We start from the raw sequence: 24,311 nt of genomic DNA, 5'->3' as shown, positions 1-24,311 counted from the left end.
CAACCGAACGGGAGCAAGCTCCCTCGCCACAGAATCACAGCAACACGTCGCCCCTGGGACCGGGGCCTAGAACTCTAAAAACGCCAAGAAAGCGAGATTTCATGCACATGGACGTACAGATCAAGCCGATGTCGGTCGGCACGCTGCTGCTCTTGATTTCATCAGCGCCGGGTTCGGCCCAGGCGCAGTACCTGGAAACCGGCACCCTCGGTGACCCGGCCAGTTGGCGTTCGGCGGAGTTCCAGCGCGATTGGGGCCTGGGGCGGATGCAGGCCGATCAAGCCTATGCCGCCGGCATCACCGGCAAAGGCGTGAAAATCGGCGCGCTGGATTCCGGTTTCGATTCCAGCCATCCCGAATTCGCCGCCGACCGTTACCACGCCGTGACGGCCAGCGGCAGCTATGTCGATGGTTCAGCGTTCAACGTCGACGGCACGCTCAACGCCAACAATGACTCCCACGGCACCCACGTCACCGGCACCATGGGCGCTTCCCGCGATGGCAGCGGCACGCACGGTGTGGCGTTAAACGCGCAAATCTACGTCGGCAACACCAACAAGAACGACAGCTTCCTGTTCGGTCCCAACCCCGACCCGCGCTACTTCAAAGCGGTCTATAACGCCCTGGCGGATGCCGGGGTACGCGCGATCAACAACAGTTGGGGCAGCCAGCCGAAGGACGTCAGCTACCGGACCCTCGACGACCTGCACGCCGCCTACGCCCAGCATTGGAACCAAGGCACCTGGCTCGACGCCGCCGCCGACGTTTCACTCCGTGGTGTGATCAACGTGTTCAGCGCCGGCAACAGCGGTTATCCGAATGCCAGTGTCCGCTCGGCCCTGCCGTATTTTCAGCCAGACCTGGAAGGCCACTGGCTGGCGGTATCGGGGCTGGATCAAGGCAACCAGCAGAAATACAACCAGTGCGGGATCGCCAAATATTGGTGCATCACCACGCCGGGAGCGAAGATCGACAGCACCATTCCCGGAGGCGGTTACGCGATCAAGTCCGGCACCTCCATGTCCGCGCCGCATGCCACCGGGGCGCTGGCGCTGGTGATGGAGCGCTATCCGTACATGAACAACCAGCAGGCGCTGGAGGTGTTGCTGACCACCGCGACCCAGCTCGACGGTTCGATCACCGACGCGCCGACCACGCGCGTCGGTTGGGGGGTGGCCAACCTCGACCGGGCGATGCGCGGGCCGGGGCAATTGCTCGGCACGTTCGACGCCAATCTGGGGGCAGGGCAGAGCGATGTCTGGACCAATGACATTTCGGACAAGGCACTGATTCAGCGCCAGGCCGAAGACGCCGCCGAACACAGCGCCTGGCAACAGACGTTGCAGGACAAAGGTTGGGCAAACGGTATCCCGGCCAGCGCCAGTCAGCAGGATCAGACCGACTATGCGGTAGGTATGGCGAGGGATTCCGCCGCCGCCAGCCGAGTCTACGAAGGCAGCCTGATCAAGTCCGGTGCCGGACGCTTGATGCTCACTGGCGACAACACTTATCGCGGCCCGACCACGGTCAACGGCGGCTTACTGGCGGTGAACGGTTCGCTGACATCGGCGGTGACGGTCAATGCCAGCGGCACCCTCGGCGGTAACGCACGAATCGCTGCCTTGACTGCCAATGCCGGCGGCACCGTGGCGCCCGGTAATTCCATTGGTACGTTGCAAGTCAGCGGCGATGTGACGTTTGCGCCGGGGTCGACCTATGCCGTCGAACTCTCGCCGAGCAGCAGCGACCAGATTATTGCCGGTGGCACGGCCACGGTCAGCGGCGCCACCGTCAGCCTGTCGCTGGAAAACAGCCCGACCTTGCTCAGCACCCAACAAGTGCAAAGCCTGCTGGGGCATCAGTACAACATCCTGCAAGCGGCGGGTGGAGTTCAAGGCCAGTTCGGTGCGGTGCTGCCCAACTATGTGTTCATCGGCGGCAGTCTCGATTACGCCGCGACCGGCATTCAGCTGAGCGTCGAGCGTAACGCCACAACCTTCGCCAGTGTCGGCCAGACCCCGAATCAGCGTTCCGTCGCGACTGCGGTGGAAGGGCTTGGCGCGGGTAATGCGGTGTACGAAAGCCTGCTGCTGTCGCCGACCGCGAGCTCGGCGCAACAGGCGTTCCGGCAATTGTCGGGGGAAATCTACCCGGCGCTGGGCTCGGTGTTGATCAATGACAGTCGCTATCTGCGCGATGCGGTGGGTGAGCGTCTCAATGAAGCCAACGGTTCGCGCAGCAATGGCTGGATCAAAGCCTTGGGCGCCTGGGGCAAGACCGATGAACGCCACGACACCGCCGGCTACACCACGTCGATTGGTGGTTTGCTGGCCGGTGTCGATGGCGCTGTGGATGACGAAACCCGTGTCGGCCTGGTCGCCGGCTATAGCGACAGCTCCGTCAACATGGGCTCTGGAACTCATTCATCGGCGCAGGTCGACAGTTATCACCTGGGCGCCTATGCCGGGCACGAAATGGGCGCTTGGCGCCTGAGTACCGGCGGTGCCTACAGCTGGCATCGGGCCGACATCAAACGTGACCTGCAATACGCTGACATCAGCGCCAAACAGAAAGCCAAGGTCGATGCCGGGACCACCCAGGTGTTCGGTGAAGCGGCCTATCGCCTGAACCTGCAACCGCTGGCGGTGGAACCGTTCGCCAACCTCGCTTACGTGCACCTCGACACCGAGGGTTTCACCGAGAAAGGCGACGCCGCCGCGCTCAACAACAGTGGCGTCCGGCGTGACGCGGTGCTCGGCACGCTGGGCGTTCGCGCGCTGAAAACCCTGACGTTGTCCGGCCAGCAACAGCTGGACCTGAGCGGCAGCCTCGGTTGGCAACACAACCTGAGCAACACCGATTCCGAAGAACACCTGGCGTTTGCCAGCGGTGGCGCACCGTTCGCGGTGCAGAGCTCGCCGCTGGTTCGTGATGCGGCGCTGGTGGGCGCCCATGCCAGCCTGGTCTTGAGTCGGGACATTCGGTTGAACCTCGATTACACCGGCCAACTGGCCAGCCGCGAGAAGAGCCATGGAGTCGGGCTGAGTCTCAATTGGCAGTTTTAGTAGTTCGCCTGTAGCAGCTGCCGAGCAGCGCGAGGCTGCGAAGCAGTCGTGAAGTCAGCTATCGCGGTGTGTCAGGAAAACCTTGCAGGCAGGGTTTGCGACGGCTGCGCCGCCGAACGCAGCCTCGCGCTGCTCGGCAGCTGCTACAGATCGGGTTGATGCGTGATGTATCAGCAGGACAAGACACGCCTTTGAAGGCACATGGATTTTTGCAACACAACTAAGGACGGTAGCTTGATGGATAACAAGTACAACAAACTTGCCTTGCTCTGTGCACTGGCAACCCTGGGCACCGCACACGCGGCACCCTACGTGGAAAACGGCAGGGTCGGTGACCCGAACAGTTGGCGCAGCGCGGAGTTCAACGCCGACTGGGGGCTGGGGGCGATCAACGCTCAGGATGCCTATGCGGCCGGTTACACCGGCAAAGGGGTGAAACTGGGGATCTTCGACCAGCCGGTCTACGCCTTGCACCCGGAGTTTTCCGGGGCCAACAAGGTGATAACCCTGATCACCAGCGGCATCCGCGAATACACCGACCCGTACATTCCGGTCAAAGCCGGGGACGCTTTTCTCTATGACGGTTCGCCCTCGGTAGGCTCCAACGGCAAACTCGGCGCCCACGGCACACACGTCGGCGGGATCGCCGCGGGCAGTCGCGATGGCGGGCCGATGCACGGCGTCGCCTTTGGCGCGCAGATCATCAGCGCCGACAACGGCGACCCGGGCCCGGAAGACGGCATCATCCGTGGCAACGACGGCGCGGTGTACAAGGCCGGTTGGGACGCCCTGATCGCCAGCGGCGCGCGGATCATCAACAACAGCTGGGGCATCGGCATCACCGACCGCTTCGACCTCGGCGGCCGGGACCCGGCATACCCGCACTTCACCGTGCAGGACGCGCAGCTGCAATTCAACGAAATCCAGACCTTGCTCGGGACCAAACCCGGCGGTGCCTACGACGGCGCCATCGCGGCGGCCCGCAGCGGCATCGTCACGATCTTCGCCGCCGGCAACGACTACAACCTCAACAACCCGGACGCCATCGCCGGCCTCGGTTACTTCGTCCCCCAGATCACGCCGAACTGGATGACCGTCGCCGCGTTGCAGAAGAACCCGGACATCAACAGCCCGGACCTCTACACCATCAGCACCTTCTCGTCGCGTTGCGGCTACACCGCGAGTTTCTGCGTGTCGGCACCGGGCAGCCGCATCTATAGCTCGATCATCAGCGGCACCAATGCCGCTGACCTGACCACCGGCTACGCCAACTACAACGGCACCTCGATGGCGGCGCCGCACGTTGCCGGCTCGGTGGCAGTGTTGATGGAACGCTTCCCGTACATGACCGGCGCGCAAGTTGCCAGCGTGCTGCGCACCACCGCTACCGACCTCGGCGCACCCGGCGTCGACGCACTGTACGGCTGGGGCATGATCAACCTGCGCAAAGGCATCGATGGCCCGGCGATGTTCGTCACCGAGCAGGACATTCCCGAGGAGTTCCGCATCAACGGCGCCTACGGCTCCAGCCAGTTCGTCGCGGACTTGCCGGGTATCGGCGCGATCATCGACGCCGGCAAACCCACCGAGCGCGTGTGCAATGACGTGCATTGCGGGCTCGACTTCTGGCGTAACGACATTTCCGGCCATGGCGGCCTGACCAAGCAGGGCATCGGCACACTGGTGCTGACCGGCGCCAACACCTACACCGGCCCGACCCTGGTCAATCAGGGCCGATTGGCGATCAACGGTTCGCTGCTGTCGGCCGTCACCGTCAACAACAGCGGCATCCTTGGTGGTAACGGCAGCATTGCGGCGCTGACCGCCAAAAGCGGCGGCACCGTAGCGCCCGGCAACTCAATCGGCACCTTGCAGGTGGCGGGCGACGTGACCTTCGAACCTGGTTCGACCTACGCCGTAGAACTGTCGCCCACCAGCAGCGACCAGATCATCGCCGGCGGCAAGGCGATCATTGACGGCGCAACGGTCAGCCTGTCGCTGGAAAACAGCCCGACGCTGTTGACCACCGGCGAGGCGAAAACCCTGCTCGGCACTCGGTACAACATTCTGCAAGCAGCAGGCGGGATTGAAGGGCGCTTCGGTGCGGTAGTGCCGGACTACCTGTTCCTCGGCGGCACTCTCGATTATTCGGCGGGCGGCATTCAACTGGCCGTCGTTCGCAACGCAACGTCGTTCACCAGTGCCGGCCAAACCCCGAACCAACGCGCCGTGGCCGCTGCCGCCGAGCAACTGGGCGCAGGCAATCCGCTGTACGAAACCCTGCTGCTGTCGCCGACCGCCGCTGTCGCGCAACAAGCGTTCCAGCAGCTGTCTGGCGAGATTCATCCGGCGATCGGTACGCTGCTGATCAACGACAGCCGCTACCTGCGCGATGCCGTCGGCGAACGCTTGCGCAAGCGTGATCTGTTCGACGCCGGCGCACCGACCGATGACCGCAGCAATGCCTGGCTCAAAGTGCTCGGCGCCTGGGGCAAGAGCGATGGCGGGCATGACAACGCCAGTTCCAACAGCTCCATTGGCGGGCTGCTGGCCGGTGTCGATGGCTTGATCACTGAACATACGCGGTTGGGTTTCGTCACTGGTTACAGCGATAGCTCGTTGAGCATGGGCGACGGCACGCATTCGCAGGCATCGGTCGACAGCTACCACTTGGGCGCCTACCTGGGCCATGAGATCGACGCGCTGCGCCTGAGTGTCGGCGGTGCTTACAGCTGGCATCGCATCGACGTCAAACGCGACCTGCAATTCGGTGACGTCAGCGGCAAGCAGAAATCCAAACGCGATGCGACGACTGCACAGCTGTTCACCGAAGCGGCCTATCGCCTGGACCTGCAACCGCTGGCACTGGAGCCGTTCGCCAACCTGGCCTACGTGCACCTGAACAGCGACAGCTTTAGCGAAAAAGGTGACGCCGCCGCACTCAAGGGCGGTGAAAACAACCGCGATGCGGTGCTCTCGACCCTCGGTCTGCGGGCGAGCAAAGCCATTGCGCTGTCCGACCAGCACCAGTTGGAACTGTCCGGCACGCTCGGCTGGCAGCACAACCTGAGCAACACCCGTTCCGAAGACCACCTGGCCTTCGTCAACGGCAACACCGCGTTCAGCGTGCAAAGCGTGTCGATGGACCGCGATGCCGCGGTGGTCGGCGCCCGTGCCGGACTGGCGCTGGGCCGCGATACCCGTTTGAACCTGGATTACAACGGGCTGCTCGGCTCCCGGGAAAAAGACCACGGTGTGGGCCTGACCCTGGACTGGCAGTTCTGATTTGACGCAAAGGAAGCAACAACATGGGACTGTTTGATTACAAAAATGCCGGCAGTGAGGCCGGCAAGGCGTTGTACTCCGACGCGATCGCGCTGACGCTCTACGCGTACACGCCCACCGGCCAGCCACTGCCGGCGACCGCTTGGGCGCCGATTGGCGCGGCGGCCCTGGGCTATCAGGGCAAGGTCGGGCCTCAAGGCACCTTCTATGGCGAGAAGGACGGCTTCACCAGCGCCGAAGCCGAAATCCTCGGTAAATACGACGGGGCAGGGCAGCTGATCGGCCTCGGTATCGCCTTCCGTGGCACCGGTGGCCTGGGCTACAGCGACACCTTCGGTGACATGAAAAACAACCTGCTGGCCGCGGTCGGCCCGGTGGATTACGCGACGAACTACGCGAAAAATGCCTTCGACACTTTGCTCAAAAATGTCGCCGCGTTTGCCATCGCCCACGGCCTGAGCGCCAAGGACGTACTGGTCAGCGGGCACAGCCTCGGCGGGTTGGGGGTCAACAGCCTGGCGGAGTTGAGCGGCAATAACTGGGGTGGTTTCTTCAAGGACGCCAACTACATCGCCTTCGCCTCGCCGACCCAAAGCGCCACCGGCAACAACGTGCTGAACATCGGTTACGAGAACGACCCGGTGTTTCGCGTGCTTGACGGCACCACCTTCAGCAGTGGCTCGCTGGGCAAGCACGACGGTCATCAGGATTCGGCGACCAACAACATCGTCAACTTCAATGACCAGTACGCGTCCACCGCGCAGAACCTGGTGCCGTTCAGCATCCTCAACCCGCTGAACTGGTCGGCCCATGGCTCGTTGGGCTATGCCGACGGCTTGAACCGGGTGATCGACTCGCGCTTCTACGACCTCACCGACAAGGACTCGACGCTGATCGTTTCCAACCTGTCGGAGTCGTCCCGAGGCACAACTTGGGTCGAGGACCTGGGCCGCAGCGGCGAGCCCCACACCGGCAGCACGTTCATCATCGGCACCGACAGTAATGACTGGCTCAAGGGCGGCGCCGGCAATGACTTCATCGAAGGTCGAGACGGTAACGACCGGTTCCGCGATGACGGCGGCTACAACCTGCTGCTGGGCGGCAAGGGCAGCAACACCTTCGAGCTGCAGAAGCCGTTGCAGAACTTCAGCTTTGCCCATGACGGCGACGGCACCCTGTATGTGCGCGACGCCTACGGCGGCATCAGCATGACCCGCGACATCGGCGCGCTGGTGAGCAAGGAGTCGGGTTCATGGTGGGGCAGCAAGGAGGTGACCTACAACGTCACCGCCAATGGCTTGCTCAATGGTACGGAACTGACCCACTACAACCATTCGCTCAACGGCGACGCCTACGGCAACACGCTGGTGGCCAGCGTCGACGGTGACTGGCTGTTCGGCAACGCCGGCAACGACCTGCTGCGCAGCGACAAAAGCCACGTGACCTTCGTCGGCGGCACGGGCAATGACGTGATGCATGCCTCAGGCGGCGGCAACACCTTTTTGTTCAGCGGCGCCTTCGGCTTTGACGCGATCAATGGCTACCAGGGCAGCGACAAACTGGTGTTCATCGGCGTCCAGGGCGCGGGGCAGGGCTATGACTACACCCAGCATGCCTCACAGGCCGGCAACGACACAGTGCTGAAGATTGGCGATTACGCCGTGACGCTGGTGGGGGTGGGACTGGATAACCTGTCGGCTTCGGGAATTACCTTTGCGTAAAGGCTGCATGCACTGGATGCTCCGGGGCGCCTCGTGATCGAGGCGTCCTGGCTGTGAGCTATCTCTGACAATTCCAACAAAGAGAGAGGCAATACCAATGGGTGTGTATGACTACAAAAACTTCGGCGCAGCAGACTCCAAGGCGTTGTTCAGCGATGCCATGGCGATCACGCTGTATTCCTATCACAACCTCGACAACGGTTTCGCCACCGGGTACCAGCAAAACGGCTTCGGCCTGGGCTTGCCGGCAACCCTGGTGACCGCGCTGATCGGCGGCACCGACTCCCAGGGCGTCATTCCCGGCATTCCCTGGAACCCCGATTCGGAAAAGGCCGCGCTCGACGCCGTGCAAAAGGCCGGCTGGACACCAATCACCGCCGCGCAACTGGGCTATGACGGCAAGACCGACGCTCGCGGAACCTTCTTCGGCGAGAAGGCCGGTTACACCAGTGCGCAAGTGGAGATCCTCGGCAAGTACGACGCCCAGGGCCATCTCACGGAAATCGGCATCGCTTTTCGCGGCACCAGCGGCCCACGGGAAATCCAGATCGGCGATTCCATCGGCGATGTGATCAACGATCTGCTGGCGGCGTTGGGCCCCAAGGATTACGCGAAAAACTATGTGGGCGAAGCCTTTGGCAATTTGCTCGGCAAAGTCGCGGCGTTTGCCCAGGCCAATGGCCTGGCAGGCAAGGACGTGCTGGTCAGCGGCCACAGCCTCGGCGGGTTGGCCGTCAACAGCTTGGCGGACTTGAGCAGCGAAAAATGGTCCGGGTTCTACCAGGACTCCAATTACATCGCCTACGCCTCGCCGACCCAAAGCAGCAGCGACAAAGTGCTGAACATCGGTTACGAAAACGACCCGGTGTTCCGCGCCCTCGACGGCTCGTCGTTCAACCTGGCTTCGGTAGGCGTGCACGATGCTCCCAAGGATTCAGCGACCGATAACATCGTCAGCTTCAACGACCACTACGCCTCGACGGCGTGGAATGTGTTGCCGTATTCCATCCTTAACATTCCTACCTGGATCTCGCACTTGCCCACCGGTTACGGCGACGGCATGACCCGGGTGTTGGAGTCCAAATTCTACGACCTGACCAGCAAGGATTCGACGATCATCGTCGCCAACCTCTCGGACCCGGCGCGAGCCAACACCTGGGTCCAGGACTTGAACCGCAACGCCGAAACCCACAAAGGCAGCACCTTCATCATCGGCAGCGACGGCAATGACCTGATCCAGGGCGGCAAGGGCAACGACTACATCGAAGGCCGCGACGGTAACGACACCTTCCGCGACAGTGGTGGCTACAACATCCTGTTGGGCGGCAAGGGCAGCAACGTGCTGGACCTGCAACAGTCGGTGAAGAATTTCGTCTTCGCCAATGACGGTGCCGGCAACCTGTACGTGCGTGACGCCAATGGCGGCATCAGCATCACCCGCGACATCGGCAGCATCGTTACCAAGGAACCGGGGTTTCTCTGGGGCCTGTTCAAGGATGACGTGACCCACAGCGTCACCGCCAATGGCCTCACCGTCGGCAGCAACCTGACCCAGTACGCCTCGAGCGTGAAGGGCACCACCGGCGCCGACACCCTCAAGGCCCATACAACGGGCGACTGGTTGTTTGGCCTGGACGGCAACGACCACTTGATCGGCAGCGCCGGCAACGATGTGTTTGTCGGCGGGGCGGGTAATGACCTGATCGAGTCGGGCGGCGGGATTGATACTTTCCTGTTTAGCGGCACATTTGGCCATGACCGGGTGGTGGGCTACCAGTCCAACGACAAACTGGTGTTCCTCGGGGTTCAGGGCGTCGCACCAAACGACGACTTCCGCGCCCATGCCACGGCGGTGGGGCAGGATACTTTGCTGACATTTGGCAGTGATTCGGTGACCCTGGTGGGTGTCGGGCTGGACAGTTTGTCCGGTAGCGCGATTGTGATCGCCTGAGGGTAATGGGGCGCCGGTAAGGGCCTCTTCGCAAGCAAGCTTCGCTCCAGGGAATGCATTCCAATGCAGGAGCGAGGCTTGCCCGCAAAGAACGATAACGCGGTTGTCTCCGTGACTCACCAACCGCTCCCGGACTTGAATACCTGCACCAACAGGAACTGGCACTAAAGCATCAGCCCTCTCATGCGTTACGCTATAACGCTATAGCTGCATGCCGCCATTGAGTACAGGAGATTTAGTAACGTGAGTAACAGCAAGAGGTATACCTTCGGTCTGGCGCTGGCCTTGTTATCGGCAGCCGCCGCCGCAGAACTGCCTCAGAGCTCGATTCTGACCCGTTACGGGGTCACTTCCGATCAGTTGCCGAAACCGGCAGCCGCCGAAACCGCCAAGCCCGTCGAAGAAAAAAGCCGCTTCCAGCTCCAGCCGGAACAGCCCTGGGTGACCGTGCGCCTGGGTGACGGCAAACAACCGGAGAAGACCGGCAACATCAGCATCGACCGTTCGATGCAGCAGGAACAGGAGCGCTGCCAGCGAATGCAGGAACAACTGATCCGGCGTGGCGGGCAATACATTTCCTGTGATAACAACGTTCCCGGGAACTCACTAAACCTATTAATGCCGGACAATTAAGCCGTAATGCGATCTGTAGCAGCTGTCGAGCTTGCGAGGCTGCGTTCGGCTGCAGAGCAGTCGTAAAACCAGACATTGCGGTGCATCAGGCAGACCGCGTTAGCCGGATTCACGACTGCTTCGCAGCCGAACGCAGCCTCGCAAGCTCGACAGCTGCTACGGCGAACGCACAAAGAGTGCGTTCCGGCTGAACTGACCGGCATTAGCCCCTGAGCGCCCGTTACTGCATGGGCGCTCAATACCCCTGTGCGCGATCGATCTCGCCGAGCATCGGCTCACCCCGTTGATGCCGGCGGATGTTTTCCAGCAACACCCCGAACGCGCTTTCCGGCTGGGTCATCGCGGCGATGTGTGGCGTCAGCAGAATCTGCGGGTGGTGCCAGAACGGATGATCCTCCTGTGCCGGTTCCTGCTGCAGCACATCGAGTACCGCGCCGCTCAAATGCCCGCTGCCCAGCGCTTCCAGCAGATCCTCTTCTATCAAATGCCCGCCACGGCCCATGTTGATCAGCGCCGCGCCCTTGGGCAGTTGCTCAAACAGGTTGCGATCAAGAATGCCCTGGGTCTGTTCGGTCAGCGGCAATACACACAACAGAATGTCGCACTGGCTGAGGAACGCCGACAGTTGCGCGTTGCCGGCATAGCAATCGATCCCCGGAATGTGATGGGCACTGCGCGCCCAGCCAGACAAGGCAAAGCCCAGCGGTTGCAAGGTCGCCAGAATCTGCTGCGCCTGGGCGCCGAGCCCCATGACCCCAACCCGACGTTTGGCCGCCGGTTGCAGCAAGTGCGCCTGCCAGCAGCGAGCTATTTGTTGCTGGCGATAGCGCAGCATGTCGCGGTGCAGGCTGAGTACGGCAAAAGTCGCGTATTCGCACATGCCACGGGTGATGCCCGGATCCAGCAGGCGCACCACCGGCAAGCTCGCCGGCAGGCGTCCGAGGTCGAGTTGATCGACGCCGGCGGACAGGGCAAACAGCACTTGCAGATTCGGCAGCACAACGTCGAGATCGTCAGGTGCCTGCCACGCGGCCAGGTATTGAATGTCCTTCGGGTCGCCGATGTCCGGCCAGGCGCGCCATTCGATATCCGGGGCGTGTTCGGCAAACAGCGCTTTCCACTGTTCGCCGCGCACAGGGTCAGCTTTATACAGCAGGGCCATGGGCATTTCCTGAAAGGTGAAGGGGCTGCCCATCATCGCGCAATACCAGCGCAGGATCTGTCGAAAGCAGCGGCTTTAACGGGTTGTGTGATCTTGTATCGACCCGGCATCGGCAGATTCGGCGGGCTGAAGGAATCTGCCGTTTGGCGGGGTGAAAACAGTCGATCCGAATTTCTCAGGGGGCAAGTTCGGCGTAGTTCGTTTCGCGCAAGCCTTAACCTGAACACCATCGCAACCACTTCCCGGTTGCCGGACTCACGATGGGAAATGCCATGAATAGCAAAGTCGACGAAACCCCTCATTTGCTCCGTCAGCGCGATCAATTCGTGCCACGTGGCCTGGTTACCGCGCACCCGTTGGTGATCGATCGGGCCCAGGGTTCAGAATTGTGGGACGTGGACGGCAAGCGCTACCTGGACTTTGTCGGCGGTATCGGTGTGCTTAACATTGGTCACAATCACCCGAAGGTGGTCGCGGCGGTGCAGGCGCAGTTGCAGAAAGTCTCCCACGCGTGTTTTCAGGTGGTGGCCTATAAGCCTTATCTCGACCTGGCCCAGCGCCTGTGCGAAATGATCGGCGGCCATGACGCTTATAAAGCAGCGTTCTTTACCTCCGGCGCCGAAGCGGTGGAAAACGCGGTGAAGATTGCCCGCGCCCACACCAACCGCTCGGCAGTGATCGCCTTTCGTGGCGGGTTCCATGGCCGGACCTTGCTCGGCACCACGCTGACCGGCATGAGCCAGCCGTATAAACAGAACTTCGGGCCGTTCGCGCCGGAGGTCTTCCACACCCCGTATCCGAATGCCTATCGCGGTGTCACCAGCGACATGGCGCTCAAGGCACTGGACGAGTTGTTGGCGACCCAAGTGGCGCCTGAGCGGGTCGCGGCGATCATCATCGAACCGGTGCAGGGCGATGGCGGTTTCCTTGCGGCACCGGCGGAGTTTCTACAGGCCCTGCGTGCCCTGACTGAAAAGCACGGCATCGTGCTGATCCTCGATGAGATCCAGACCGGTTTCGGGCGTACCGGCAAATGGTTCGGTTTCCAGCACGCCGGGATTCAGCCGGATCTGGTCACCGTGGCCAAGAGCCTGGCCGGCGGTTTGCCGCTGTCCGGTGTGGTCGGTAAAGCCGAGATCATGGACGCGCCATTGCCCGGCGGCCTTGGCGGTACTTACGGCGGCAACGCGCTGTCGTGCGCGGCGGCGCTGGCGGTGATCGAGGCCTACGAGCAAGAGCAGTTGCTGGCCCGTGGCGAAGCGTTGGGCGAGCGTCTGCGTCAGGGACTGTTGCGCTTGCAGGCCCGTTACCCGCGGATCGGCGACGTGCGCGGCAGCGGCTTCATGCTGGCGATCGAGCTGATCAAGGATGACGAGGCACGGACCGCGGATGCCGACCTCAACCAACGACTGATCGACGAAGCCCGGGCCGGTGGCCTGTTGGTGATCAAGTGCGGCGTGCAACGCAACGTGTTGCGCTTCCTCGCGCCACTGGTGACCAGCGAAGCACAGATCGATGAAGCGTTGCAGATTCTCGACGCGGCACTGGCACGAGTCTTGAACTGAGCTCACGCCAGCTCACGGGCGCTGCCACACGGCATCGCCCGTGAGCATTTATGGAGCATGGATTGATGGAATGCATCATCGGAGGCTTTACACACCATGGGGCTGACTGATTATCGAGCGTTGCTGATCGATTGCGATGAGGTGCTGGTGGATCGCGACTCCGGAGTCTGGGCGGCGTTGCAGCCGCTGCTCGACAGCCGTGGCGGTCACCCGGACAAGGCACAGGTGCTGGCCGAATTCAGCGAGGTGGTGCAGGCGCTGTACCCGCGTTTCGGCGAGTTGGGCTTCAGTGGTTTGCTGTGTTTCGCCCACCGTCAATTGGCCGAGCGCTGGGAGTTGAAAGCCAGCTGGGAGGAGGGCATGAGCTTCGCCCGGTCCGTCGTCGGCTGGTCGTTGTTCGAGGATGCACCCGGCGCCATGCTGTACTTGCGCAAGTTCTATCGCCTGCTGGTGCATGGCGACCGTGACGCCGAAGATCGCGGCCTGCTGTGCGAACGCCTGGGGATCATGCCCGACGATTTTATTTCCCTGGCAAGCGACCCATTGCAGGATCATGACTGGCTGGCGGCCAATGACCTTGATGCCAACACCATCCTCCAGGTAACCCGGCCTGGCGCCCGGCAACCGGGGGCGGGCGCGGTCTGCCTGATCTGTCGCGGCCGGGCCAGACACCCGTCGCCGTGCGCGGCGGATTACTGCATCAACAGCATGGCGGATCTGGTGGCTCAGCATCAGCTGTCTTTACGGCGCTGATTTTGCTAGAAGATTGTCTTACAAACGGCAGTCAAGAGGTACGCAATGGAAGGTTTAGTAAAACTGGACCGAATCGACATCAGCATCCTGGTTGAGCTGCAAAAGGACGGGCGCATGACCAACGTCAGCCTGGCCGATGCCGTGGGCCTGTCGGCCAGCCCCTGCCTGCAACGGGTCAAGCGGCTGGAGTCGGCCGGGTATATTTCCAGCTACAAGGCTCACCTGAACCTGGCCAAGATCACCGACTCGGTCACGGTGTTCACCGAGATCACCTTGAGCGACCACAAGCGCGAGGACTTCGCCAAGTTTGAGTCCAATATCCGTCTGGTCGATGAAGTGCTCGAATGCCACTTGATCAGCGGTGGCTACGATTACCTGGTGCGCTTCATGACACGCAGCATCCAGCATTATCAGGAAGTCGTCGAAAGCCTGCTGGACAAGAACATCGGCATCTCCAAGTATTTCAGCTACATCGTCATCAAGTCACCCGTACTGAAGGACGGCGTGCCGCTGCGCAAATTGTTGCGGCACTGAAGCTGACGCCACATCCCCCCATTCCCTTGCAGCCTGCCGCGCCTTCGAAAGAGGCGCGCGACGGGCTCTGTGTAGCAGCTGCCGAGCAGCGCGAGGTGGCGTTCGGCTGCGTAGCAGTCGTAAACCCTGAATGCACGGTGTACCTGACGGATCGCAGTGACTGATTTTGCGGCTGCTTCGCCGCCGAACGCCGCCTCGCGCTGCTCGACAGCTGCTACGGAGAATTCGGTTTGGGCATGCACCTCAATCGGACATCGGGGCCGCACAACCGCTTCAACACGCTTCATGCTGGCGCAGGCCGTATAAACCGCTGTTTACGCGGCGAAAACAGTCTTCGTTTGCATTACGGGCGATGAATTCGGAACAAAGCGCAAAATCGCCTGCGTTGTAATGCGTTCAGAGAGAGGGGCAGGTCGTTGCACGGCTTCAGTTCAACACTGTCGTTCTATCGAAAGGAAGGTCAGGTACCCTTGCCGCGGGCGCCGTCGCAGCTGCCGGCATCGGAAGTTGCCAGGCTGAAGAAACAGGGCTGAGCCAGCGGTAGTCCACTGACCAAGACATGAGTAACTGATATGACCCTATCCACAAGCGTGGCAGGGCAGGCGGGAAGTGTTTCCCCTGCGCTGGCCACCAGCGTTGCCAAAACCAACACCCGGATGCTGGCCATCGATGCTCTGCGCGGTTTTGTCATGCTGTTGATGCTCATCGACCATGTGCGCGAAACCTTTCTGCTGCACCGCCAGGTCACCGACCCGATCGATGCCTTGAGCGTGACCCCGGACCTGTTCTTCACCCGCCTGCTGAGCACCCTTTGCGCCCCGGTGTTCATCTTCCTCACCGGGTTGTCGGCCTGGCTCTACAGCCAGAAACACACGGCCAATGAAACGTCGGTGTTCCTGCTCAAGCGCGGGCTATTCCTGGTGTTGCTGGAGCTCACGTTCGTGTGCTTTGCCTGGAACGCCGAGTTCCCGCCCAAGACGCTGTGGCTGCAAGTGATCTGGTGCATCGGCATCTGCATGATCGTGCTTGCCGGGTTGCTGCACTTCAAGCGCGGCTGGCTGATCGTGCTCGGGGTGGCGATCGTCTCCGGGCACAACCTGCTCGATGGCGTGACCGTGGGGCCGGAGTCGCCGTTCTTCGTGCCGTGGTCGATCCTGCATCAGCGCGTATTCATCGACATCACCGAGTTCACCCGGGCTCGCACCACGTACCCGGTGTTGCCGTGGATCGGCGTAATCCTGCTGGGCTGGGCCATCGGGCCGTGGTTCGGCAAGGACATGGCCCCGGCAGAGCGGATTTCCCGCTTGCTCAAAGTCGGCTTCGGCCTGCTGGCGGCGTTTGTGTTCATCCGCTATCTGAACGTTTACGGCGAGAAACCCTGGGTGCAGACCGGTGATTCGCTGCGCACTTTCATGAGCTTCATGAGCGCGAAGAAGTACCCGCCGTCACTGATGTTCCTGATGCCGACCCTTGGCCTGGGGCTGATTCTCCTGGCGTTGTTCGAGAAGGCCCAGGATCGTTGGTCCACCGCGACTCTGGCGGTCTACGGTGGTGCGCCGATGTTCTTCTACTTGTTGCACCTGTATGTGCTCAAGGCCATGTACCTGGTGGCCGTTGCCATCTGGGGCGCCAATCAGGGCACCTATTACGGCTTCGATAACCTGCCCATGGTCTGGCTGTGGAGCGTGATTCTCGGGGTGCTGCTGTTCTTCCCGACGCGCTGGTTCGCCAACCTCAAGCAGCGCCGTCGCGACATCGCGATTCTCAAATACCTTTGATTCAAAGACGCCCCTCGGTGGCCCCCATTCGGTGTGAAATTCTGAGGCCCACGCCTTGTAGCAGCTGCCGAGCGCGCGAGGCTGCGTTCGGCTGCGTAGCAGTCGCAAAATCAGGCGCTGCGGTCCGTCAGGCACGCTGCGCATTCAGGGATTACGACTGCTGCGCAGCCGAACGCAGCCTCGCACAGCTCGGCAGCTGCTACGGGATTAGCGTAACCGGGACCGATTACGCTGATTCAAATCGGCCAGCGCTATTTGACGGCGTAAACCTTGCGCACATACCGCGCACTGCTCCAGGCGCACGGTGCGCCTTGCGGTACGAACACGGTGTCACCGGGGTTGACGGTTACGCTGGTTCCATCCGGCGCCTGTAAAGTCACGCTGCCTTCGAGCAGGTGCATCAGCTCGTTGAGTTTGTGCGCTCGGCCATGGCGGGTGTACGGCGTCGAATCCCAGACACCCACGCGCAGATTAGTCGTGTCGTCTTCGAAGGCATTGCGCGAGCGGCACTGCGGCGTGGGCCCGATCAGTATCTGCGGTTCCGGTGCCGCCGAAGGGGACAGCATCGCCAGCGGGTCGAGCGCTGTCAGCCCCGGTTTCTGTTCGGCGCTGGGGCTGGTGACGGCGCAGAAGGCCCAGCAAGTATCGGGTTGTGCCTGAAACCTGAGCGCCGTGCCGCGACCGATCACGGCGCTGGCACCGATGCCCAGTTCCAGCACCTGTTCCCCGGATTGCAGCACCACATGCCCGGCATGGACCACAATCACTTCGGTGTGCGGGAAGCCCTCGATATCGAAGGATTTGCTGGTGTAAACAAGCCCCGCCGAGATGCTGTCGGACCCAATGTAGGCGATCTGACGACCGTCCATGAACGGATCGATGGAACTCAAGGGCGCTGCCTTGAAAGACGTAGACACGCGGCTGCCGTCGGCGCGGGCCAACAGCACAATGGTGGGTTGAGACATGCGGGTGACGCTCCCTGCAAATGGGGGGTAGAAAGTGATGGAAGGCGCTCGCTTCATCGCGCGCCGGGATCAGCCGATGGCTTGGGTGACGAGGGCAAATTGGCGTACGCCGTTGGCCGCTTGCGGCGGCGTGCCCCGTGCCATTTGCGCCACGGTGTCGACCTGTTTGAGACCGGCCAGCTCCAGCCACTCGCTCAAACCACTGTCCGCTGGAATGTCGATTCGCACGAAAGCGTCCGGCACCTGGGCCAGCAACACGGCGATCAGGTGTTTGGCCTGTTCAAGGGTTTCGGCGATGACCGGGCCGAGGCAACGACCGCGACCAAACGGGCGCAGCAGGGCGAAGGCACGCAACTGACCGTCGCGCTCGATGCCCACCGAATGCTCGGCCACCGCAAACAGCTCCGTGAGCACCGCTTGCCGGTCCAGACCACTGCCGGCGTTGGCCAGTGCCAGTTGAGGAGCCCGATCCGCCGCCTGTAACGGACGGCATTCTTCACCATCCGCCAGCGGTTCAAGCGCGGGCGCCTGGGCCAGGCCTTGATGCTGCTGAATCCGCCCGAACTCGACAAACCCCTGGCTGGCGTAAAGCGGTGCGCCGGCTAGGGTTGCATTGAGCATCGGCGTGCGCGACTGGCAGGCTAGCAGCGCGTGTTCCATCAACCGACGGCCGATGCCCTTGCCCTGATAGTTGTCACTGACAATCACCAGGCCGATGGTGGCGAAGTCGCCTTGCCGGCAGGCGAATGCGGTGCCGATCAATCGATCGCCATCGAGCACCACAAAGCCTTCGCTGACCCGCTGCAACATCGCCCAGTCTTCCAGGCGATGAGGCCACTTCAACTCGACAGACAAGGCATGGGCCGAAGGCAAATCAGCAGCGGTCATCGGCCGATAGACATAAGCGGAAGGGTGCGAGGCGGACATGATGAATCTCCGTTTTACAGTGTGCGCGATCAACCGGTTTTCCGGCGCGAGGATGCCTGTATCCCATCTGCGTGAAGGCCTGACAAGGGGGGTGGAAGGATTCGGCAGATTCCTCACATCAAAGGCCTGCAGACCACACTTACTACTTAATTGCCCCATAAGGTCGGCAGCAAATGCTTGGGCTTTTTTTCTACGATGGAGGCCTGAGTAAACGCCTCGCCGTCCCTTTTTGGAGTGCTCCATGGATAGCTTCGATCCTCGCCTTATCGCTGTGCGCAGCGCTCATTTTATTGCCGGAAAATACCGCGACGCCCAACCGGGGCTGGAGGTGGTTCGCCCTTCAGACGGTCAGGCCTATGCCCAGTTGCCGATCGCCGATGCCGACCTGGTGGATGAGGCGGTGAACGATGCCTGGCAGGCGTTTAACCGAAGCGATTGGGCCAGCCGTCCGCCCCGGGAACGGGCACGGGTCATGCGTCGCTGGGCCGATCTGATCGAAGCCGATGTCGCCGTGCTGGCGCCGCTGGAAGCGGTGGGCTCGACCCGTCCGCATAAAGATGTGATCGCCTGGGACATTCCTTATGTCGCCGAGGGCATTCGTTTCTTTGCCGAACTGGCGGACAAGCACGGCGGCCAAGTCGCGGCGACCCAGACCGATCGCCTGGGCATGCAGATCGCTGAACCGTACGGCGTGATCGCCGCCATCGCGCCGTGGAATTTCCCCTTGAGCATGGCTTCATGGAAAGTCGCGCCGGCGCTGGCTGCCGGCAATGCCGTGGTGCTCAAGCCGTCGGAGCTGACGCCGTTTTCCAGCCTGCGCTTTGCCGAACTGGCGCTGCAGGCGGGCATTCCTGCCGGGATTTTCAACGTGGTTCAGGGCGATGGCCGCGTCACTGGCGACGCCTTGTGCCGTCATCCACGGGTGGGCAAGGTAACCTTTACCGGCTCCACGGCGACGGGTTCGAGCATTATGTCCACTTGTGCATTGGTAGGGCCGAAACCGGTGACGCTGGAGCTGGGCGGCAAGAGTCCGCAACTGGTGTTCGCCGATGTGCCGGACATCGCGAAAACCGCGCGCACCGTGGCGCTGGCTATCACCGGCAATGCCGGGCAGGTGTGCGTGTCTGGTTCGCGGTTGTTGATCGAGCGCTCGATCATGGAACCGTTCGTTGCGCACTTGCAGGCGTATTTCGAGGAATTGCGCCCGGGGCCGACCTGGTCGTCCGAGAGTACGCTGTCGCCGATCATTTCCCGGTTGCAGGCCAGCCGTATCGACGGCATCGTCCAGCGTTCACGCCAGGCCGGGGCCGAAGTGCTGACTGGCGGTGGTTTGTTTGAAGGGCTGGGCGGTGCCTATTACCAGCCGACCTTGCTGGCCGGCCTGGACAATCAGAACCCGGCGATCTGTGAAGAAATCTTCGGCCCGGTGCTGACGGTGCAGGCGTTCGATGACGAACAGCAGGCACTGAGCCTGGCCGCGCACGCCACCTACGGCCTGGCGGCGGGCGTGCACACCGCCGACATCAACCGCGCCCTGCGACTGGTCCGGCGGCTGGAGGCGGGCACGGTGTGGGTCAACCGCTATGGACGCAGCAACGACTACATCCTGCCGACCGGTGGCTACAAACGCTCCGGCATCGGCAAGGACCTGGGTCGCGAAGCCTTCGAAGCCAATCTGCGCTTCAAGAGTGTGCTGATCGATATCGCTGGCTAATGTCCGCCCCCTAACACCTGTGGCGAGGGAGCTTGCTCCCGCTGGGGGGCGAAGCACCCCAAATCCAACGACCACAATCCTTCAGGTAGTACGCATCAGCCGACTTTACGACTGCTTCGCAGCCGAACGGGAGCAAGCTCCCTCGCCACAGGTGATCCGTTAACCGCAGATCGTCGACGGGTTTCAAACCGCACCCAAACGGGCGCTTCCTCAGGGAAGCGCCCGTTTTCGTTCAGCCCGGCGCAGGTTCTGCCGTGAATGGGGGCGTTCGTCAGCCTCGCGTAGCCATGAAGGTCCATAAGAGCGCATAAATACGGGGGTTGCCCAAGGCTGGAGCGAGCCGCAAAGTCTGCTGAGGGGGCAGGCTAAAACGGTGGTTTGTATCAAGCAGAGGTCGCTTTTAACGCCATCTGCTGATTTCACGGTGTTGTAATGACGGTGTGCTGCAGCGTTGCATCGCCGCTCCCGAAACGCAGCGAATACCTGTCGCGCCATGACCTCAACGAACTTCAGGACCGCACTCAATGAGCTTTCTACGCCCCAAATTCATTACGTTCGACTGCTACGGTACGCTGACCAATTTCCACATGGGCACGATGACTCGCGAACTGTTCGCCGACCGCGTGGCGCCCGAGCAGATGGATCAGTTCGTCAAGGACTTCTCGGCCTATCGCCTGGACCAGGTCATGGGTGACTGGATGCCGTATGACGAAATCCTCAAGACCTCCCTGGCGCGGGTCTGCAAGCGTTGGGGTGTCGAATACCGTGGCGAAGGCCAGCTGTATTACGACGCCGTGCCGACCTGGGGCCCGCACCCGGACGTGCCGGCCGGTCTGTCGAAAATCGCCGACAAGATCCCCCTGGTGATTTTCTCCAACGCCAGCGACAGCCAGATCATGTCCAACGTCGACAAGCTCGGCGCACCGTTTCACAAGGTCTTCACCGCCGAACAGGCCCAGGCCTACAAGCCGCGCCTGGCGGCGTTCGAGTACATGCTCGACAACCTCAACTGCGGCCCGGAAGACATCTTGCATGTGTCTTCCAGTTTCCGTTACGACCTGATGCCGGCCCACGACATGAAGATCAAGAACAAGGCCTTCGTCGCCCGCGGTCACGAGGTTCCGGGCAATGCGTTCTACGGCTACCAGCAGATCACCGACATCGGTGGACTGGCGGCGCTGGTCGGCCTCTGAGTTGAACGGTAACGGCGCTCTTCACGGAATAAGGGGTTAGACATGGGCAGTGAATCCTACTGGCTCGACACCGCACCGGCCTTCACCGGTGCTCAGCTCGGCGCATTGCCCGGGCAGGTCGACGTGGCCATCGTCGGTGGCGGTTTCACCGGCCTGGCGGCGGCTCGCGCGCTGGCCTTGAAGGGCGCCAGTGTGGTGGTGCTGGAAGCCGGGAGAGTGATCGGCGAAGCCTCCGGGCGCAATGGCGGCCAATGCAACACCGGCGTTGCCCAGGACTATGCCGGGCTGAGTGCCAGCCTCGGTGCCGACAAGGCGCGGGCCTATTACCAGGCCTATGAAAACGCGGTGCAGAGCGTTGTGTCCCTGGTGGAGCAGGAGCAGATCGCTTGCGACCTCAAGCGCAACGGCAAGCTCAAACTGGCGGCCAAACCGCTGCACTACGAAGGCCTGGCGCGCACCTGCGAATTGATTCGCAAGGAGGTCGATGCCGAGGTCGAGTTGCTGAACGCCGAACAGACCCGCGCCGAAGTGAATTCGGCCCAGTTCCATGGCGGCTTGCTGCAGCGCAACGGTGTGCAGATGCATGTCGGGCATTTCGGCGTCGGTCTGGCTGAGGCTGCGGCGCGTCACGGCGCGCTGATCTATCAAGGTACGTCGGTGACGGACTGGAAGGCCCAGGCCGGCGGTTATCGGGTCAACACCGCCAAGGGTTCTTTGCACGCCGGGCAAGTACTGCTGGCGACCGGCGCTTGTCAGCACGGTGGCCTGGGCTGGTATCGGCGGCGGATCGTGCCGGTCGGCAGTTTCGTGATCGCCACTGAGGTGCTGCCGCAGTTCCTCATCGATCAGTTGCTGCCCGGTCGGCGAGCCTATGTCACCAGTCGCATGATCGGTAACTACTTTCGCCTGACCCCGGACAACCGCTTGCTGTTCGGCGGCCGTGCGCGGTTCGCGATGTCCGACAGCGTGTCCGACGCCAAGAGCGGCAAGGTGTTGCAAGCGGCGATGGTGCAGATGTTCCCGCAGTTGGCCAAGGTGAAAATCGACTACTGCTGGGGCGGGCTGGTGGACATGACCTCCGACCGTTTGCCTCGCGCCGGTCAGCATGGCGGGGTTTATCACTCCATGGGCTACAGCGGCCATGGAGTGCAGATGTCGGTGCACATGGGCCAGGTGATGGCCGAGGTGATGGCCGGCAAAGTCGAGGCCAATCCCTGGCGCGAACTCGACTGGCCAGCGATTCCCGGGCATTTCGGCAAGCCGTGGTTCTTGCCGTTCGTGGGCGCTTACTACCGCCTCCAGGACTATTTGCATTGAGTTGATGTTGTGGCGTCACCGTCGTTTGCGTTTCCAGGACGCCCCGGACATCCGTGGGCACTCGAGCCTCATTTTTTCGACAGGTACAACTGATATGACTGACAACAAGATCGACTCGAAACTGATCTCCGGCCAGGACAGCCTGCGGGTATTCGAAGGCCTCAATCGTGGCATGTCACGCCGCCACGCCTTGCAGATGCTCGGCGTGGCGGGTGTTGCCGCAGCGGGTGCCGGCAGCCTGTTCGGCGCCGCCGGCAAACTGTTCGCCGAAGAAGCGGCGACCCCGGGCAAAGGCAAGCCGGGCGGGCGGATTCGCGTCGCCGGCATGTCCAGTTCCACCGCCGACACCCTGGACCCGGCCAAGGGCGCGCTGTCTACTGACTACGTGCGTCACTTCATGTTCTACAACGGCCTGACCCGTTTCGACAGCCACCTGGTGCCGCAACTGGAACTGGCCGAGCGCATCGATAACACCGATGCGACGCTGTGGATCATTACCCTGCGCAAGGACGTGACCTTCCACAACGGCAAGACCCTGAGCGCCGCCGACGTGGTGTTCTCGCTGGCGCGCCACAAAGACCCGCTGACCGGTTCCAAGGTCATGCCGCTGATGGCGCAGTTCGAAGAGATCAAGGCCACCGGCACCCACGAAGTGCAGATCCGCCTGAGCGCGCCGAACGCCGAGCTGCCGTCGATCCTCGCCGTGTCGCACTTGTTGATCGTTCCCGAAGGCACCACCGACTTCAACCAGGGCATCGGCACCGGGCCGTTCACGGTCAAGGAATTCAAACCGGGCGTGCGCTCGATTGCCGCGCGCAACACCGGCTACTGGAAACCGGGCCTGCCGTACCTGGACGAGATCGAATTCATCGCGATTGCCGACGAACCGTCACGAGTCAACGCATTGCTGTCGGGCGACGTGCACATGATCAACGAGGTCAACCCACGCTCGACCACACGGATCAAGGCCAGCGCCAAACACCGGGTCGTCGATGCGCCGTCGGGCAACTACACCGACTTGATCATCCGTCAGGACCAGTTGCCGGGTAAAAGCGCCGAATTCACTCAGGCGATGAAGTATTTGCTGGACCGTGAACAAGTGAAATCCGCGGTGTTCCGTGGCTTTGCCGTCGTCGGTAACGACCATCCGATTTCCCCTGGCTCGCGCTACTACAACGCCGACCTGCCGCAGCGGGCCTACGACCCGGAAAAAGCCAAATTCCTGCTGAAGAAGGCCGGCATGGAAAGCATCAGCATGCCGCTGGTGGCATCGCCTGCCGCGACCGGTTCGGTGGACATCGCCGTGCTGTTGCAGCAATCGGCGAAACAGGCCGGGCTCAAGCTCGACGTCAACCGCCTGCCCAGCGACGGCTACTGGTCCAACCACTGGATGAAGCACCCGCTGAGCTTCGGCAACATCAACCCTCGGCCGAACGCCGACGTGATGTTCTCGCAGTTCTTCCAGTCCAGCGCGCCATGGAACGAGTCGGGCTGGAAGAACGATCAGTTCGACCAACTGCTGATGCTCGCCCGCGGTGAAACCGACGACGACAAGCGCAGCAAGATGTACGCCGACATGCAGGCCCTGGTGCATGAACACAGTGGCATCGGCGTGCCGGTGTTCATCAGCAACATCGACGGTGTCGATCAGCGCATCAAGGGTTACGGCAGCAACCCCCTCGGCGGATTCATGGGCTACATGTTCGCCGAACAGGTCTGGCTCGATGCCTGATCGGCCGCACACGGGC

The 24,311-nt window shown here is 62.1% G+C and carries 16 protein-coding genes; 13 read left to right on the top strand and 3 right to left on the bottom strand.

What is annotated here, in order from left to right; genetic code table 11:
- The first annotated feature begins 107 nt into the window (after positions 1-107).
- From LOY36_RS14430 to LOY36_RS14410, 5 genes are all read left to right on the top strand, one after another.
- Positions 108-3,065: an autotransporter serine protease gene (locus LOY36_RS14430; RefSeq protein ID WP_258674183.1), complete on the top strand. Its 2,958-nt coding sequence runs from the start codon at positions 108-110 to the stop codon at positions 3,063-3,065.
- 237 nt (positions 3,066-3,302) lie between these two features.
- Entirely contained in the window at positions 3,303-6,350 is a 3,048-nt protein-coding gene (locus LOY36_RS14425) for an autotransporter serine protease (protein ID WP_258668467.1), read from the top strand.
- A gap of 23 nt (positions 6,351-6,373) precedes the next feature.
- The gene (locus LOY36_RS14420) at positions 6,374-8,071 is read left to right on the top strand and encodes a polyurethanase (RefSeq protein WP_258668464.1); all 1,698 of its coding nucleotides are present in this window, start codon (positions 6,374-6,376) and stop codon (positions 8,069-8,071) included.
- Positions 8,072-8,168: 97 nt separating this feature from the next.
- The gene (locus tag LOY36_RS14415) at positions 8,169-10,022 is read left to right on the top strand and encodes a polyurethanase (RefSeq protein ID WP_258668461.1); all 1,854 of its coding nucleotides are present in this window, start codon (positions 8,169-8,171) and stop codon (positions 10,020-10,022) included.
- A gap of 243 nt (positions 10,023-10,265) precedes the next feature.
- The gene (locus tag LOY36_RS14410) at positions 10,266-10,655 is read left to right on the top strand and encodes a hypothetical protein (protein ID WP_258668459.1); all 390 of its coding nucleotides are present in this window, start codon (positions 10,266-10,268) and stop codon (positions 10,653-10,655) included.
- 235 nt (positions 10,656-10,890) lie between these two features.
- Here LOY36_RS14410 and LOY36_RS14405 read toward each other — a convergent pair whose 3' ends face one another.
- Complete coding sequence (locus tag LOY36_RS14405) at positions 10,891-11,817, bottom strand: glyoxylate/hydroxypyruvate reductase A (protein ID WP_258668457.1); 927 nt, start codon at positions 11,815-11,817, stop codon at positions 10,891-10,893.
- Between the two features lie 272 nt (positions 11,818-12,089).
- Between LOY36_RS14405 and gabT the strand changes: the two genes are divergently transcribed.
- The 4 genes from gabT (at position 12,090) to LOY36_RS14385 (ending at position 16,447) form a co-directional block, all read left to right on the top strand.
- On the top strand, positions 12,090-13,382 hold the full coding sequence (gene gabT, locus LOY36_RS14400; RefSeq protein ID WP_019649875.1) for a 4-aminobutyrate--2-oxoglutarate transaminase: 1,293 nt from the start codon (positions 12,090-12,092) through the stop codon (positions 13,380-13,382).
- A 96-nt stretch (positions 13,383-13,478) separates the two neighbouring features.
- A complete protein-coding gene (locus tag LOY36_RS14395) occupies positions 13,479-14,135 on the top strand; it encodes a 2-haloalkanoic acid dehalogenase (protein WP_258668455.1) in 657 nt (218 codons plus the stop codon).
- Between the two features lie 45 nt (positions 14,136-14,180).
- Positions 14,181-14,669 carry an Lrp/AsnC family transcriptional regulator gene (locus tag LOY36_RS14390; RefSeq protein ID WP_003174918.1) on the top strand — a complete coding sequence of 163 codons (489 nt, stop codon included), beginning with the start codon at positions 14,181-14,183 and terminating at the stop codon, positions 14,667-14,669.
- A 572-nt stretch (positions 14,670-15,241) separates the two neighbouring features.
- The gene (locus tag LOY36_RS14385) at positions 15,242-16,447 is read left to right on the top strand and encodes a DUF1624 domain-containing protein (RefSeq protein WP_258668453.1); all 1,206 of its coding nucleotides are present in this window, start codon (positions 15,242-15,244) and stop codon (positions 16,445-16,447) included.
- Positions 16,448-16,698: 251 nt separating this feature from the next.
- Here the strand turns inward: LOY36_RS14385 and LOY36_RS14380 are convergent, their stop codons facing one another.
- Positions 16,699-17,412, bottom strand: coding sequence for a cupin domain-containing protein (locus tag LOY36_RS14380; protein ID WP_258668451.1), 714 nt, complete (start codon positions 17,410-17,412; stop codon positions 16,699-16,701).
- A 69-nt stretch (positions 17,413-17,481) separates the two neighbouring features.
- On the bottom strand, positions 17,482-18,339 hold the full coding sequence (locus tag LOY36_RS14375; RefSeq protein ID WP_258668449.1) for a GNAT family N-acetyltransferase: 858 nt from the start codon (positions 18,337-18,339) through the stop codon (positions 17,482-17,484).
- 241 nt (positions 18,340-18,580) lie between these two features.
- Between LOY36_RS14375 and LOY36_RS14370 the strand changes: the two genes are divergently transcribed.
- The 4 genes from LOY36_RS14370 to LOY36_RS14355 all read left to right on the top strand — a co-directional run bounded on the left by LOY36_RS14370 (position 18,581) and on the right by LOY36_RS14355 (position 24,295).
- Positions 18,581-20,053 carry an aldehyde dehydrogenase gene (locus LOY36_RS14370; protein WP_258668448.1) on the top strand — a complete coding sequence of 491 codons (1,473 nt, stop codon included), beginning with the start codon at positions 18,581-18,583 and terminating at the stop codon, positions 20,051-20,053.
- Between the two features lie 524 nt (positions 20,054-20,577).
- The gene (locus LOY36_RS14365; protein WP_258668447.1) at positions 20,578-21,246 is read left to right on the top strand and encodes a haloacid dehalogenase type II; all 669 of its coding nucleotides are present in this window, start codon (positions 20,578-20,580) and stop codon (positions 21,244-21,246) included.
- 42 nt (positions 21,247-21,288) lie between these two features.
- Entirely contained in the window at positions 21,289-22,563 is a 1,275-nt protein-coding gene (locus LOY36_RS14360; RefSeq protein ID WP_258668446.1) for an FAD-binding oxidoreductase, read from the top strand.
- A gap of 94 nt (positions 22,564-22,657) precedes the next feature.
- Positions 22,658-24,295 (top strand): ABC transporter substrate-binding protein, encoded by a 1,638-nt coding sequence (locus LOY36_RS14355; RefSeq protein ID WP_258674125.1) that lies wholly within the window; start codon positions 22,658-22,660, stop codon positions 24,293-24,295.
- Positions 24,296-24,311: the final 16 nt, after the last annotated feature.

The organism is Pseudomonas sp. B21-019, from assembly GCF_024749225.1.
Taxonomy (GTDB): Bacteria; Pseudomonadota; Gammaproteobacteria; order Pseudomonadales; family Pseudomonadaceae; genus Aquipseudomonas.
This window is presented reverse-complemented; position numbering and strand designations above follow the sequence as displayed.

Excerpts from the sequence above, each read along its gene's own strand:
- LOY36_RS14415 (WP_258668461.1), top strand. The coding sequence starts at position 8,169 with ATGGGTGTGTATGACTACAAAAACTTCGGCGCAGCAGACTCCAAGGCG.
- gabT (WP_019649875.1), top strand. The coding sequence starts at position 12,090 with ATGAATAGCAAAGTCGACGAAACCCCTCATTTGCTCCGTCAGCGCGAT.
- LOY36_RS14430 (WP_258674183.1), top strand. The coding sequence starts at position 108 with ATGGACGTACAGATCAAGCCGATGTCGGTCGGCACGCTGCTGCTCTTG.
- LOY36_RS14420 (WP_258668464.1), top strand. The coding sequence starts at position 6,374 with ATGGGACTGTTTGATTACAAAAATGCCGGCAGTGAGGCCGGCAAGGCG.
- LOY36_RS14385 (WP_258668453.1), top strand. The coding sequence starts at position 15,242 with ATGACCCTATCCACAAGCGTGGCAGGGCAGGCGGGAAGTGTTTCCCCT.
- LOY36_RS14380 (WP_258668451.1), bottom strand. The coding sequence starts at position 17,412 with ATGTCTCAACCCACCATTGTGCTGTTGGCCCGCGCCGACGGCAGCCGC.
- LOY36_RS14390 (WP_003174918.1), top strand. The coding sequence starts at position 14,181 with ATGGAAGGTTTAGTAAAACTGGACCGAATCGACATCAGCATCCTGGTT.
- LOY36_RS14395 (WP_258668455.1), top strand. The coding sequence starts at position 13,479 with ATGGGGCTGACTGATTATCGAGCGTTGCTGATCGATTGCGATGAGGTG.
- LOY36_RS14365 (WP_258668447.1), top strand. The coding sequence starts at position 20,578 with ATGAGCTTTCTACGCCCCAAATTCATTACGTTCGACTGCTACGGTACG.
- LOY36_RS14370 (WP_258668448.1), top strand. The coding sequence starts at position 18,581 with ATGGATAGCTTCGATCCTCGCCTTATCGCTGTGCGCAGCGCTCATTTT.
- LOY36_RS14425 (WP_258668467.1), top strand. The coding sequence starts at position 3,303 with ATGGATAACAAGTACAACAAACTTGCCTTGCTCTGTGCACTGGCAACC.
- LOY36_RS14360 (WP_258668446.1), top strand. The coding sequence starts at position 21,289 with ATGGGCAGTGAATCCTACTGGCTCGACACCGCACCGGCCTTCACCGGT.
- LOY36_RS14405 (WP_258668457.1), bottom strand. The coding sequence starts at position 11,817 with ATGGCCCTGCTGTATAAAGCTGACCCTGTGCGCGGCGAACAGTGGAAA.
- LOY36_RS14375 (WP_258668449.1), bottom strand. The coding sequence starts at position 18,339 with ATGTCCGCCTCGCACCCTTCCGCTTATGTCTATCGGCCGATGACCGCT.
- LOY36_RS14355 (WP_258674125.1), top strand. The coding sequence starts at position 22,658 with ATGACTGACAACAAGATCGACTCGAAACTGATCTCCGGCCAGGACAGC.